Source organism: Pseudobdellovibrionaceae bacterium (assembly GCA_019637875.1).
In the GTDB taxonomy this organism is placed as follows: domain Bacteria; phylum Bdellovibrionota; class Bdellovibrionia; order Bdellovibrionales; family Bdellovibrionaceae; genus JAHBUW01.
The window spans coordinates 173,667-188,058 of sequence record JAHBUW010000008.1 but is presented as its reverse complement, the minus strand read 5'-3'; the positions used below and the strand labels follow the sequence as shown (position 1 = coordinate 188,058).

The following is a 14,392-nucleotide window of genomic DNA, read 5'->3' as shown; positions in this document are numbered from 1 at the left end:
CTTCGCGTTCATGGAGCGCGAAGTGAAGTACGAACTACGGGCCGAGGGATTTTACGTTCTGGAAATTCTTTAGCGGCCCGAATGAACGCGGCGGCAGCTGAAGGCCGAATAGCCGTGACGCATGCGCCGGGCGACGTCGTCGACGTTGAGCCCGATTCCCTCCACGGGATTCAGCAGATACATCGCGGAGCCCGTCTGCGGTCTTTGGTCCACGCGCAGCTGCCATTGCTGGTAACCCCAAGGCCCCAGCGCGCGGATCATCTCGGCCTTGAAACCCTTTTCGGTGCCGGCGAAGATCCGATCCGTGAGCGGATTCGCTTCGATGTCCAGGCCGTGATAGGGCATGAAGGACGCGGTCAGGCTCCGTTTAAAAATGCCGTTCGCTTTGTCGCGCAAGGATTCCCAGTGGCGAAGCATGCGGTCCGCGATGGGCCCGCGCACGAACTCGCGCATGAGGTGCGAGTCCGCAAAGTCACGGAACACGATCCGCCCCGTGAATTTCTTGTTGAGGTCGAGTTCGATCAAAAAGTTCTGCGAATGCGCCGAGGACACGCTGATGCCGGTTTTCAAGACGAACTCGGCTTGGGCCCGGCCCCACATCTCACCGACGCGTTCGATGACCTGTTCGACGTTCAGGTTATTGGCCTGCATGATTTCGCCCATCACTTTTTGGCTGAGGATCGAGAACATCGGCAGATGCAGGGACTTTCCTTCCCCCATGCTTCCCAGATCGCGGAAGATCTGCGCCTGGTCGATCGAGCCCATCATGACGGCGCCCCGCTCGCGCATGACGATCAGGTGATCGAAGCGGCCGAGCTCGGCTTCGGTGGCCATGACGTGCTCATTGGCGATGATCGCGGATTCGGCGTAACGGACGGGCTGCGCCTTGTCGGCCCATTCCCCGTTCGCGCGGTTGGTGCTCGTCTTCAGCGAAAAGGCCGCGCCGGTGACGGGGTCGTGCACGACCACCGACCGCGAAGCGGTTCGGTAGCCAATGAAGTGCCGCTCGACGACGGCCTCTTGGCCCGTGGCCTGACGGATCTGGTTCAAGACTTGATCGCGGTACTGGCGATCATCGGGATGAAAGATCCAGCGGTAATAGGATTTACCCGCGACTTCGACGAGCATGGATTTACGGATCTGCTCCGGAAAGCTTTCCAAAAAGCGCGTCTCGACGAAGTCCCGCGGCACCAGCGCCGAGTCCAGCGTCACGGGGACAAGGCTGCGGGTCTGCATGGGGTTGTAGCGGTTCTCCCAGATCAGCCACTGACGGACCGTGTTCACGAGCTGCGCGAAGGGGCGCTCCGCCCGGGCCAGCATCGGCAGAGTCAGGATCATTGCGAAAATCAGTCGGACAAGGTTGCGGCTCATACCTCAGGAATTGAGCAAGCGGCATTCCGCCCATAATAAACAGAGGGCTTTTGGGCGGTGTGGGCGGACTTAGACGCTGGCAATTTGTTCGACAGGCGTCGGGTTTACGCGGGTTTTTGGAAACCGAACTCGCGCACGAGCCATGCGAAAAGATCGCGGTATTCGTTCTCGGCTTTGCGCCAGAGTTGTTTCGCGTCCTCGCCCCGTTTTTCGTTGCAGGCATCTTCGATCCGCGACAGCTGATCGGTCCAGCGGTCAAAGGCCATGGCCGACGCGCTCGACTTTAGGAAATGCGCATGCTCTTCGGCCGCGGTCCAGTCGCCGCTATTCAAAGCATCCACGAGTTTCTGGCAGATGTCGGGCGTCGTCGAGACGAAGATCTGCACCATCTCGCGGCCCTCGGGGCCGCTCTGAAGTTTCGCCCAACGTTTTTCATTGAGTTTCGGGAGCTCCGCCGCGGGAGTCGGTGGAAGTGTCGCGACCGGTACGACCGCAGGCGTGACGACCGGCGCGTCCGCAGGCGTGACGACGGGCAGCTCCGCAGGGCGGGGGGCCGCCGTCGGCTTGGGGGCTGACGAGGGAGGCGGCGCGGTCGGTTTGGCCGCAACGGGCGGAGGGATCGGCGCGAGCGCTTGGGCCACGACATCCGGAACCGCCGGCGCCTTCATGAAGTACTCTTCGTCGGGTGAAAGGTGGCGCGCCAAGATCTCGGCGAGTTTTTCCATTTCGATGGGTTTCACGAGGTAATCGTTCATGCCCGCGGCCAGGCACTTGTCGCGGTAACCCGCGATGGCGTGGGCGGTGCAAGCGACGATGGGTTGATCCATGAAACGAGGATCCGCGCGAAGTTTCGCGGTCACCTGAAAGCCGTCCATGACGGGCATCTGCACGTCGATGATGAAAAGGTCGAAGGCGAAGTCCCGCTCCAGGTGGGCGATCGCATCGGGACCGCTCGCGCAGGCGAAGCTGTCCACACCGAGCTCTTTCAAAAAATTCCCAAGCACGAACTGATTCATCGGATTGTCCTCGATGATCAACGCGCGGCCGTGGAATTTCGTCGTCGTGACGTCGGATTTACGCGCACGCGCGGGAATGGCCGCGTGACTGACCGGCAGCGCGAGTTCGAACCAGAACGTCGTCCCCTGCCCTTCCACGCTGTCAAAACCGATCGTCCCCTTCATCGCTTTCACGATGGATTTCGAGATGGCAAGTCCCAGACCCGTGCCGCCGTAGCGACGTGAAATGGAGTTGTCCGTCTGCATGAAACTTTGAAATAGACGCTCGCGGGCGCTTTCGGGAATGCCGATGCCCGTGTCGGTAATGCTGAAACGCAGGGCCTTTTCAGTTTCGCGATCCGCGAGGATTTGCAGCGCGACCTGCACCGAACCCACGTCCGTGAATTTGATGGCGTTCCCGATCAGGTTCAAAAGCACCTGCCGCAGACGCGATCCGTCCATACGGAAATGCCCGGTCTCGGCCGGAAGTTGGAGATGAAGTTTCAAACCCTTCAGCTCGGCCTGGCCGAGCATGGTGGCCGCGGCCTCTTCGATCACGCGGCGCAGATCGACGCCCTCTTGCGGGTCCAAGGTCACGCCTTCGTGTTCGATCTTCGAGATGTCGAGAACGGGATTGATCACGTCGAGAAGACCCTGGGTGGATTTCAAGATCCCATCCACGAGCTTATCCTGCTCGTCGGTCAACCCCGAGCGCTGCAGAATCTGACTCAAACCCGAAATCGCGTTCATGGGGGTGCGGACTTCATGACTGATGTTCGCGAGGAAATCGGATTTAGCCTGCGCGGACGCGCGGGCCTCTTCATTGGCGCGCAGAAGCTCCAGACGTCCCTCTTCGAGGATCCGCGAAATTTCGCGCAGGTTTTCGCGCTGCCTGACGTTCTGACGGCGGTTCCAAAGAACCAAAGCCAGTCCCAACAAGGTGCCGCAGATGATGAGCACTTGCAGTGCGTGGGCCGAACCGACGAAACTTGAATCGTCGGCGCGCGCCTCGGCCGAAATGGCGCGCTCCACGTCCCGGAAACGGGTCTCGAGGATGATCAGCGTTTGCACGGCTTCGGGACCGCCGCTCAATTTACGGCTTTCCGAGATTCGCCCTTCGGCGCGCATCTGCATCGCCTCGTTCATGGTCTTGATGCGGGCCTGGGTCGCTTGAAAAAGCGAGGTGACGGCCGAAACCGTGGGCCCTTGAATACGAGCGCGCAGCTCTTTCGCCGCGTGCTCGAAACTTTGCAGGGACTGATTGTAGCCGTGCACGAAGCTTTCCTCGCCCGACGCCAGAAAACCCGCGTGTTGGGCTTCGGCTTCGCGCAGACGGACTTCCAGTTGTTGGAAGCCGGCGCTCAGCGCTTCGGATTTCTGACGAGCTTCGGTGCGCGCGGAATAACGCGAGATCTGCACGAATGAGACGAGGCAGATCAGGACCAGGATCCCCAGTCCGACCCCAAAGCCCCGCTCGCCATGAGTGCTCGGTGCCGTGGTCATCGTCTTAAGCCTTTTTCATTTTGATTTGCTGGGCGCGCACCCACAACCGAACCTCCGTCAGCTGATGGGGCGTCAGCCCCACGAAGCTCACGAAGTTACGAAAATGAGTTTCGCCACCGCGTTCGACTTTTTGCGAGGCCGCGACCCGAAACGGGCGATCGCTGAGCTTCATCTCATTGAGCGCCGCGGATTTGAAGTCGAGTTTCATCCCGCGCGGGAGCGGGAACGGCGTTTCGAACGAAAAACCAACCTCCGAAACCGCAAGCTGCGGAACCCCGAAGCTGAGTTGACTTGGCTGATCCGTGACCGCTTCCGCGAATGCGGCGCCGCCACGTTCGGCTTTTTCAAGTTCCAAGGCGAGATTGACCTTCGCGACGAAGAAGTCGTCGTCGAAAGGTTTCATGATGTAGTCTTGCGCGCCCAGGCTCAGCGCCTTTTTCACATCTTCGTCACGGTTTTTACCCGAGACGACGATGATGCGCGTATTGATGTTGCGATCGCGCATCGCCTTCATCAAATCGAAACCCGAGTGGATCGGCATCGCCAGATCAATCAACGCGAGCGTGACCGGATGATTCACCATCGTTTGGAGCGCTTCTTCCGCGCCCGTGAAACTCAGGACCTCATAACCCAGCGGCGCGAGCAGGGCCTCGCCGCGCTTCAGACTCAATTGGTTATCGTCGACCATGATGATGCGGATCATATCTATAGATATCGGAAAAATCGGGTCCAATCTGATGGACCAAGGTCCAAGCCTGTCCAGATTTCCGACAGCCGTCGACGCGCGAACGCTGTCTTGGGCCCGATCTGAAGAATCACCCCCCTTCTTGAGACGCCGGATCGAATATACGCTTCCCGGCGTCTCAAAATGGTGGCCTTGGCCTCGCACTAAGCCACGTCGAACGATTTATTTGTTTTAAAAACCATAGCCCGAGACCTTTCAGGAGGCTCCTTCATGAAACGCGCATTTTTGACCGGGATGTCTTTCATCGTCGGCATGACATCAGTGACCGCTTACTCGCAAACTCCCCCCGTCGGCGTCTCCGTCATCGGCGGCGTGAACGGTGGTACCACCGGCTTTTTGAGCGCGGGTCAATACGACATCAAAAACATCCAACAGGACAACACCAAGGTTTTTGAACAAGCCATCGGTCACCTGAAGGATATGCAGAAGATCGATCGCGAATACTTGAACGAGATCAACGCGCGTCTGCTGTCGGGAACGAAAGGTTTGATCGACCTCGCCCGCCGTTTCAACGAAATGAGCCAAGCGGCGTCGATGGGCACCGTGGCGCTTGAAGACTACTTGAAATTGATCAACCAAATCCGCCAAGCGGAACAAAACTTCACCGCCGAACTCGACTCTTTGACGCTCGTGACCCGCGAGACTCTGCCCTCGCAAACGTCGGTTTCGATCGGCGAAATGCGCACCGAGATCGGCTCCGCCGGTAACATCAATATGGCGCCCGTCTCGCAACGTTTCGCGGTTTTGCGCGATAACCTGATGCGCGACATGAACGGACTGAAGTTTCCGTTCATCGTGACGAAGCTCAACCAACGCATCACAATCAGCGAAAACTCGCTGACCCCCAATCTGCAAGGTCTGCAGATCATGACCGCGGATGAAATCCGCGCGAAGACCGACGAAATGCAAGAGCTGCTTTCGCTTGACGGATCGACTACGCGCCTGCAAGTGCGCTACATCGAGCGTCTGCGCAACGACATCCGCGGCTTCGTGGAGGACTACGGAACTGAAGAAGCCTTCCGTTTCCGTGACGAGAACGACCGCCAAGCGAAAATCCAAGGCTTCCAGTTGATCCAAGACTCGTTCTATCGCCGCTCGTACCTGCGCCGTAAGTACGGGATCCCGATGGGTGCCCTGCGTACGACTCAGTACAAGAAGTCGATCGCGAACATCGAGAAGTTCACCGAATCCTTCCGCCCCCTTTCGGAATACCTGACCATGATCGAGCCGCAACCGGCGATCCAACGCGCGGAAGTGATGAAGGCGTTCGAAAGCGCGCGGAACTTCGTGCAGATGTACGATGAAAAAGTAACGCCCATCTTCTCGAAAGATGCGGCGGCGAAACGCGCGGCGAACCAACGCCCCGCTTTGGAAGAAAACGCTTCGTACTTCGATAAAATCGTGCGCGCCGGTCAGAGCTCGAATGACTGGGTCTCTTCCCAATTCGCGGGTCGTGAGGAAATCATGAGCCAGGCTGACAAGAAGCTCGAGTACTCTTCGGCGGACACCGGATTCCTGGTGCGTGCGAACTCGGCGATCACGTTCTTGACCGGTCGTCAGCCCACCGCGGAAGTCATGCTGGCCGTCATGCGTATGGTTCTCGCCGATGCGCGCGAAGAACTCATGCTGCTCCAGAACGACCGCGCGGCCCTGCAGGCTTACCACAACCAACGTTTCCAAGCGACTTCGGAACTCAAGTCGGACTCGCTGAAACGGATCTGCCAGATGGACTTCACCCTGTCGGATGCGACCCACAAAGCGAACTGCATTCCGCTCGGCGTGACTTACAAAGCCAGCGCCCCCCGCGGTCAACCCGGTTCGGATATCAGCGGGATCTTCCTCGGCCTCTTGAACCAGTACCAAATGGTTGAAGCCGCGAAATCGCAACAAGCCGAAAACATCCGTCAGCTCGTCGCCGCCGCTCGCGCCGCGGGAGTCGACGCCGAAGAACAACAGTCGCAAGAAGACGATCTGTTCAAATAAGTCCTGATTCTTCCTCTCGGCCCCGGTTTCCGGGGCCGCGACTTTTGACTCATCTTTGGGAGTTCTTTCGTATGTCGCGCCTGTTCTGCACCTTCCTCCTTGCGAGTCTGACTTCCGTTTCCGCATTCGCGCAGATCTTCGTCGACACCAGTCTACGACGTCAGTGCAGCGGCGGAGACATCGAGTGCAGTCACGTCGTCGTGACCGAACAAGATCGCCGGGTTCGCCCCGCCATCGAACAGCCCCAAGCCAGCGAGCGCACCATGGGTGCCTGCGGCAGCTATCTGCCCTCCGGCCAGGACTACCGGGCGAATTTGACCGGCACGAGCTGCGGCGGTGTCCGCGCGGTGCAACGCCCCCGTCTGCCGATGCCTCTGGATCAAAATAAAAAAGACAAAGCCGATCAGCTTCTGAATTCTTCCATGGATGATCTGAAAAAACGCACCAAAGCCCAAGAGGTGCTGAAACAAGATATCTCTTGGACCGATGTTTTCCAAATGCCCATGAGTGAGTCTTGGACCTATGTGCAAATCCAAGGCGACTTTGGCGGTCCCGCAGAAAATTACCAAACGACCTGCGCCATGACCCGCCGGCAAAAATATCAAGTTCCCGTTGAAGTCTACAAAAACGAATGCGCCGAATGGGAGACCATCCCCGAGCGTCGCAACGACCCCGTTCCCTCGACGCCCACTTACCGTGAGCGCGACAACGGCGGCTCCACCTACACACCCCGTCGTGAGGAGCCCCGTCGCGAAGAACCGCGCCGCGAGCCCCCGCGCGACAAGCTGAAGGGCACCTCCTCGGATGAGATCCGCGATCGTTCGCGGGAAAACTACGAGCGCCTGCGCCAACAGCGCGGCAACAACTCCTCTTTGATTGAAGAAATGATTTTGGTTTCGCGTGGTCTGGCCCAAGATCGCCGCTGCGTGCGCACCAAGAAGGTTTACGTCCGTACCGATTACGAAACGCGTTGGCGCGATCTGCCCTCCGTGGTAGGCCCCTGCATGGCGCAACGTGGAACTTGGCGGACCTACCCGGCCACCGTGTCGGCGAACCGTCGCTGCGCGGACCAGAAGGTCAACGTGAAGGTGAATTTCAGTCACGATCCCGACTGGACACCCGCGAATCCGAAATACCTGGAGCTTCTGCCGAATAAATTCGATCTGCTCCCCGGTGAAAAGGAATCGGTCATCGTGGGCTTGAACTCGAGCCCCTCGTCGTCGGTCACGGCCGGTGCCCGCATCGAGAACGGCTGGAACGAATACGGTATCCGCGTCGCGCCGACCTCATTGGCTTGCGACTTGGGCGAGAAGAATTTCGTGATCCACGTCGACACCAAAGGTCGCATCAAACGGAAAGCGCCGAATCCCTTCGCCCTTCCTGACGACCAAAAAGCGATCATCGGTCTGGACGACAAGGGCCGCCCGAAATCGCTGAAGCTTCTGGATCAGGCTCGTGGCCTGCGCCTGGACCAGTCGATGAACTCGCGCCGCTTCGACGCCCCCGCCATCACCGACGGTGAAACGAACGAGGCCGGTGAAAAAATCGGTCAGACCGAAGCCGGTGGTTCGGAAGCTTTCTGGGTGTCGACCCAATTCCGCATGACGCTTTTCAAGATCGACGGCATGGGCCGCCGGTTCCCGGTGACTTTGCCGAATAAATTCTCGACGGACCGGACCGACGTTTTCGACAACGAGATGCTGATCTCGCTGGGTGGTCGCGGCGGTATGGACCGTCTGTATCGTCCTTCGGGTCCGATGCAGTTTATCTTCGGTGGACTCTATCACTACCTGGGAGTCGAGCTGTCACCGAACACCGACTACGAACTCGAAGTGAAGGCCGCTCAACGTGAGTTCCCCTTCTACGAATCCACCTGTTCGAGCGGTGAAGTCGCTTGCGGTGACGAGAACTCCAAAGAAGAGCTTTTCAGCGAAGCGATCGTGGTCAAATTCAAGACCGAAGATACGAAGCGCAGTTGGCTCAAGTGGCTCAAAGACAAACAATTCGTGATTTTCTAACGAGGACGCCATGAAACACTTCTCACAGATTTTCTTAGCGGCCAGCCTCCTGATCTCAAGTCTCGCGCCAAGCTATTCGATGGCGGCGATGGAGCGCACGCCCGCGCAAGCCGTCACGGCGCATGACCTTGGCTCCGATGCCCGCGCGTTTTCCCGCGAGTTCACCGATCTCGCCGATCGGACGCGCACGGTCAGCTACTCTTTGGATAACATCGATGCCATGCTGGGCGATCTCGAGACTCTGGACCGTATCGTGAAGATGTCGATCTCAGAGCAGTCGGCGATCGAGGCCGTGAACCGGTTGGCTTCGGCGATCGACCTCTACACTTTGATTTTGCAGGACCAGCGGATCAAACCGGAAGAGAAGATCGGCCATACCTCCAACCTGGAAGGCAAGATCTACCAGAGTTTCATCACTTTGCTGCGTCACTACGGCGCGGACCCGGTCGATCCGAATTCGCGGCAGATCCCGAACCGCTCGATCTTCAAAAAGATCATCCAAGAGATGGGGATCGACGTGCGCTCCTTCGCGAGCCGCCCGCGCGACGCTTTCGGACAGCGCGTGTACGCTCCTTTCGAGAAACTTTACCGCGATCAAGCGACTCAGCAGGTGATCGCGAAGCTGCAGCAGCTTGCGGCCGATGCGCACACCACGGCCGACGGTGACGGCGGGTTGATCGCGCAGAACTCGCGCGACATGATGAAAGAGATCGCGATCGACAACTCCGTGAAGACGGTCAACGACCGCCGCGCGGCCCAGTGGGTGACCGCCGGGACTTACGGCTTTCTCGCGGTGGCGTCGTTCTTCGTGATCGTGGATTACGTCGGCATCGTCGACGGCATGCTCGGCGGCGTGGGCCGCACCGAGGTCTCACAACTCGTGACGGGCATCATCAACTTCTCGCTGCTCTTCTCGGTGGCGACGCTGAAAGCGGCCTCGATCCGCGGTCACGTCCGCACCATGGTGCTGAACCTCCAGGAGATCCTGAAAGATCCGAAGAACCTGGCGAACCGCACGCCGATCCGCCGCTCGCTCGCGACCTGGCTCTTCCGCAAGCGCATCGATTTCGATTCCGAGCTCACCAAGCTCCAGCAAGCCACCACGATCCGCGCTTCCGGCGGCGCCGGCGCCCGCTGCCACGCCGTCCATAATTAGGGCTCGGGTACCACGTACCGCATGCGGTACCATCTACCGCACGCGGTAGATGGTACCATTTCCGGGGATCGGACTCTCTCACACTTCTTATTTGATTAAAGCAGAGTTCGTTCGGGCCTCTTAGCTGCACAGTGTACTCTCGTATGCCGAGAGCTCATTTTGAATGCGATCCGACCAGCCCTTATCACATCTGCTCCAGATCAAATAACCGCGAGGTTTTCGAAGTTCCGATCTCCGTCGCGTGGGACATCAAGAGCAGCTACCTTCACCTCATCGCCACAGCAATGAATGTCAAAATTCATTCTTTCGTACTGATGAACAATCATTTCCATATGCTCGCGAGCTTTCCGGAAGCCAATCTGAGCGCAGCAATGAACTACTTTATGAGAGAAGCAAGCAAGGCGATCGGAAAGGAGGGGAAACGTATCAACCACATTTACGGGGGAAGAGTCTTTCGATCACGAATATCCACTTATTCGCATTACATGAACGTCTATAAATACGTGTATCGAAATCCCCTCGCTGTGGGACTGAGCGAACTCGTTGAAGACTACGAGTATTCAACACTCGGCCGAAAACTGGGAAAACACCACTTACCTTTTCCCGTCGCCGACGACACCTTACTTTTTGATGGAGATATCAGCGAAACGCTCCGTTGGTTGAATCGCCCTATTGAGAACCGGCACGCCATCGACATCAAGAATGCGCTCCGACATTCTGACTTTCGTCTCCGTAAATCCAAAAACACGAATCAACCCCACGAATTGAACTTCAATCTCTGCTGAGATCAATAGCATGCTCCGCGTGCGGTACCACGTACCGCTCGCGGTACGTGGTACCCCCAGGTCACCCGAAGTTTTCGTTGGCGGGGACTTTGGTTTTGGGGAGGAGAGCCGCGTGGGGTTTGATGTTGGTGTTTTCGCCGACTTCGCAGCCGCCCATGACGCTCGCTTTGAGGCCGATATTGGCGCCCTTTTCGATTTTGACCGGGGCGATAACGAGGTAGCCTTTTTGGCCGTAGTGGCCGAAGATCGTGGCGCTGCCGCCGATGGTGACGTAATCGCCGAGTTCGATCATGCACGGATCGGAGATCGCCGTCGTGTTGATCACCACGCCCTTGCCGATCTTCATGCCCATCATGCGGTAGAAAAGAACATTCAGCGGAGTCGGCGTCACGAACTCCAAGAACGTGAAGCGCACCATGTAGGTGAGCGCGTTGTGAATGTACCACGGGATCGCCGGGAGCGAATAGTACGGGCCGCGAAAGGGCTTCACCCGAAATGGCATCAGGAAATTCACGAGCGGCACCACGACCATCAGCGTGAAGCCGTACATCAAGTAACCCGTCGCGAGCGCAAGTCCGAGCGCCAAGAAGTGAAGCGGCTCGGCCCACTCCGCGGTCGCCGCGTTCACGCGACTAAACAGCCACAAGCCGGGCGCCATCGAAACGCCGATGCACGAGACGCACACAACCGTTAGCGGAGTCAGCAAAAGCGCGAAACTCAGACCGCGAAAGCGACGGAGCAAACTCTCGAAGAATCCATGCGCCCCCGCCTTTTCGGACTTCGTCGTGAGCACGTCCTCACGAGTCTCTTTGATTTTCGGTGCGCCCATACCTCACCCCATCCAGAGTATTTATTCTATTTTATCGGCAAATCCCTCGCTGCGCCTGAGTTTCCGAGGGGAAAAGGTAGCATCTACTTTCCAGAAGGTAGCTGCTACCTTCTGGAAAGTAGATGCTACCCCCGGAACCGCACCGGGAGCGCCGGACGAAGGGCTTGGTGTTACATAATGAGACAGTTCTCGGAGTCGGTGCCGTGGAACAAATGAAAAAGCCACTCTCGAGGGGGCGAGAGTGGCTTCGGGAGGGGTTCGGATTTGGATTACTTTTTCGAGTCGAGAGTGCGCGCCTTTTTGATGAGTTCGACGAACTCTTTGCGGTAGTCGTCGCCGCCGGTGTTTGCGCCCGCGATCTCTTGCACGCGTGAGAGCTTCAGGTCGCCCTTGAACTCCGAGTCGCGCAGGATCATCGCGAAGCCCGCCACCGAAGCCGCGAACTTCATGTCCGAAGAGGCCGACTCGAAAGAACGGGTCTCGTGCGGGACCGTTTTTTCGATGAGCTGACTCTTGTCGCCGTCGGGCTTTTTGTAGCGGAGCTTGACCGTCATCATCTCAGCCGCCGCAGCACTGGCCGTCGTCGCTTCCAGTTTCGGCGCTTGGTATTTCAGAGCATCGACCGAGCCCGTCGCCGCCGCCGCGACGCCCACCGGGATCACTTCGTAGAGCGCGGTCACGGTGTGGCCTTCGCCGATTTCGCCCGCGTCCTTCTTGTCGTCGTTGAAGTCCTGGTGAGCCAGCATACGTTTTTCGTAGCCGATCAAACGGTACTGCTGCACGAACTTGGGGTTGAACTCGACCTGGATCTTCACATCCTTTGCGATCGTGTGCAGAGTGCCCCCCGCCTGCTCAACCAAAACCTTCTTCGCCTCGCGCAAAGAGTCGATGTACGCGTGGTTGCCGTTCCCTTTGTTCGCGAGCGCCTGCATGGTGCTGTCTTTGTAGTTCCCCATACCGAAACCGAGAACGCTCAAGAACACGCCCGACTTCGCTTTTTCTTGAATGAGGCGCGTGAGTTCGCCTTCGCTCGTATGGCCGATATTGAAATCACCATCGGTCGCCAGGATCACGCGGTTGTTCCCACCCTTGATGAAGTGCTTCGCCGCCTCTTTGTAGGCGAGTTCGATGCCCGAGGCTCCATCGGTGCCACCGCCCGCTTGCAGCTCATCGATGGCCGCCATGATTTTCGATTTCTCAGAGACCGCCGTCGAAGACAAGACGACACCCGTCGCCCCCGCGTACACCACGATCGAGACGCGGTCTTTCGCGTTCAAATTCTCGACCAGAAGTTTCATCGACTTCTGCACCAGCGGAAGTTTGTTCGCGTCGTTCATCGAACCCGAAACGTCGAGCAGGAACACCAGATTCGAGCCTTTACGTTCGGCCTGGGGCAGAACCAAACCTTTCAACCCGATCCGCACCAGTTGGTGTTTCGAATTCCACGGCGCCGCCGCAACTTCGGTCGTCACCGAGAAGGGTTTTCCGTCCGTCGGTTGCGGATAGCTGTAGTTGAAATAGTTGATGAGCTCTTCCGTGCGGACCGCATCCTTGGGCGGGAGGTTCCCGCCGATCAGATAGCGGCGCATATTCGCGTAAGACGCCGTATCCACGTCCGTCGAGAAGGTCGACAGCGAGTCTTGAGCAACCGCCTTGAATTTGTTGTCCTCGAAGAACTTGTAGGCCTCCGTGTTCATGCTCGCGTCGACATCCATCTGCGCCATATACATCCCGGCGCCGCCGAAGCCGCCCTTACCGAGTCCGGCCGTACCACCGCCGATGGCCGAGCCCGAGGTCGGCGCCATCATTTTCTTCGGCTGCGCCTGATTTCCCTGAGCCACTTCCATACGGCGTCCGCGAGCCTCCGCCGGAGCGGCACTATTGAGTCCCTCCGCGAGACTTTCCTCGACGGCCGCGCTTTCACTCACCGACTCGTCGAAGGCGTATGCGGCCATCGCGTCGGCCTCTTCCGAGACGGGCCCCGCGGAACTCTTGTCTTTACTGAGCGATGGCTTCGCCTCACGCGTTCCGGGAATCTCGCGCGGCGGGGGCGGAGGCGTTTCCACACGGGCGATCTCGGTCGCCGCGGGCGGAAGCTTCGCCAGATCCGCGAGTTGATCTTCCATCGTCGCACGCGGAACCAAAACGGTGAACGCGATCACCGAGGCCGCCGCCGCCGCGAGCACGCCGCCGCTGATCATCCACAGAAATCCACGACGCGCGGGCCGATTCGCCACGCCCGCGAAGATACTTTCACGTTCGCTCACCGCGAGGCGGGGCTTTTCCTCAGCACCGAGCTCGGTTTCCAGAACACGCGCGGTTGCTTGGATGTCTTCCACATGCTTTTTCAGAACGGGATCTTTTTCGATGCGATCTTTCATGGCTTCAGCCTCCTGGCCATCGAGCTCTCCCAGAGCGTAGGCCGTGATTAGGGGATCGTTGAAATCGTCGATCATTGCAAACCTCCCTCATGGCGAAGGCGCTTCATCGCTTCGTGGATCAGAACCCCCACGTTGGACACCGAGTGTCCCGTGATGCGCGAAATCTCTTTGTAGCTGAAACCCTCTTGAAACTTCAGTCGGATCACTTCCTGCTGATTCGGGGGAAGATCGCCCAGAAGGGACTCGACGCGCGTTTCGCGCTCGCGTTCCTCCAGACGTTCCTCCGCCGTCGGCTCCAAACTTGCGATCTTCAAGGGGTCCACTGCGGACTGTTTCACCTTCGCCTCCGCTTTTCGCCGGTCGAGACATTGGTTGCGGCAAACGCAGAAGAGCCACTCGGCCTCATGCCCCTGGACCTTCTCGACGTCTTCACTCCAAAGACGCAGATAAGTCTCTTGCACGACCTCACGGGCCTCAGCCTCCGGCACGAATCGACGCGCGTAACGTAGCAGCGCCCCTTCGTGCTGGACCACCAAAGTCCTGAGCCATTCTTCTTTTGCGTTCACCGGACCTCCCGTACCGATGGCGGTACGTGTCTGACGACTTGCGATCTCGTAGGGAATACG

General features: G+C 58.5%; 10 protein-coding genes. 4 read left to right on the top strand and 6 right to left on the bottom strand.

All coding sequences use genetic code 11. The features are described 5' to 3' along the window. Positions 1 to 69: 69 nt before the first annotated feature. The 3 genes from KF767_11855 to KF767_11845 form a co-directional block, all read right to left on the bottom strand. Positions 70 to 1,338, bottom strand: a complete 1,269-nt coding sequence (locus KF767_11855) for a hypothetical protein (protein MBX3018578.1) — start codon at positions 1,336 to 1,338, stop codon at positions 70 to 72. 137 nt (positions 1,339 to 1,475) lie between these two features. Continuing rightward, positions 1,476 to 3,869, bottom strand: coding sequence for a response regulator (locus tag KF767_11850; GenBank protein MBX3018577.1), 2,394 nt, complete (start codon positions 3,867 to 3,869; stop codon positions 1,476 to 1,478). Positions 3,870 to 3,873: 4 nt separating this feature from the next. After that, positions 3,874 to 4,572, bottom strand: coding sequence for a response regulator (locus KF767_11845; GenBank protein ID MBX3018576.1), 699 nt, complete (start codon positions 4,570 to 4,572; stop codon positions 3,874 to 3,876). A gap of 252 nt (positions 4,573 to 4,824) precedes the next feature. Here KF767_11845 and KF767_11840 point away from each other — a divergent pair, with 252 nt between their 5' ends. From KF767_11840 to KF767_11825, 4 genes are all read left to right on the top strand, one after another. Next, positions 4,825 to 6,597, top strand: coding sequence for a hypothetical protein (locus tag KF767_11840; GenBank protein MBX3018575.1), 1,773 nt, complete (start codon positions 4,825 to 4,827; stop codon positions 6,595 to 6,597). A 71-nt stretch (positions 6,598 to 6,668) separates the two neighbouring features. After that, positions 6,669 to 8,615: a hypothetical protein gene (locus tag KF767_11835; GenBank protein MBX3018574.1), complete on the top strand. Its 1,947-nt coding sequence runs from the start codon at positions 6,669 to 6,671 to the stop codon at positions 8,613 to 8,615. Positions 8,616 to 8,625: 10 nt separating this feature from the next. Then, the gene (locus KF767_11830; protein MBX3018573.1) at positions 8,626 to 9,771 is read left to right on the top strand and encodes a hypothetical protein; all 1,146 of its coding nucleotides are present in this window, start codon (positions 8,626 to 8,628) and stop codon (positions 9,769 to 9,771) included. 143 nt (positions 9,772 to 9,914) lie between these two features. Continuing rightward, a complete protein-coding gene (locus KF767_11825) occupies positions 9,915 to 10,556 on the top strand; it encodes a transposase (GenBank protein ID MBX3018572.1) in 642 nt (213 codons plus the stop codon). Between the two features lie 61 nt (positions 10,557 to 10,617). Here the strand turns inward: KF767_11825 and KF767_11820 are convergent, their stop codons facing one another. From KF767_11820 to KF767_11810, 3 genes are all read right to left on the bottom strand, one after another. Continuing rightward, positions 10,618 to 11,385, bottom strand: a complete 768-nt coding sequence (locus tag KF767_11820) for a hypothetical protein (GenBank protein MBX3018571.1) — start codon at positions 11,383 to 11,385, stop codon at positions 10,618 to 10,620. A 269-nt stretch (positions 11,386 to 11,654) separates the two neighbouring features. Beyond that, the gene (locus KF767_11815; protein MBX3018570.1) at positions 11,655 to 13,841 is read right to left on the bottom strand and encodes a von Willebrand factor type A domain-containing protein; all 2,187 of its coding nucleotides are present in this window, start codon (positions 13,839 to 13,841) and stop codon (positions 11,655 to 11,657) included. Beyond that, positions 13,838 to 14,332, bottom strand: coding sequence for a sigma-70 family RNA polymerase sigma factor (locus KF767_11810; GenBank protein ID MBX3018569.1), 495 nt, complete (start codon positions 14,330 to 14,332; stop codon positions 13,838 to 13,840). The genes KF767_11815 and KF767_11810 overlap by 4 nt, the downstream gene beginning before the upstream one ends. Between the last annotated feature and the right edge of the window lie 60 nt (positions 14,333 to 14,392).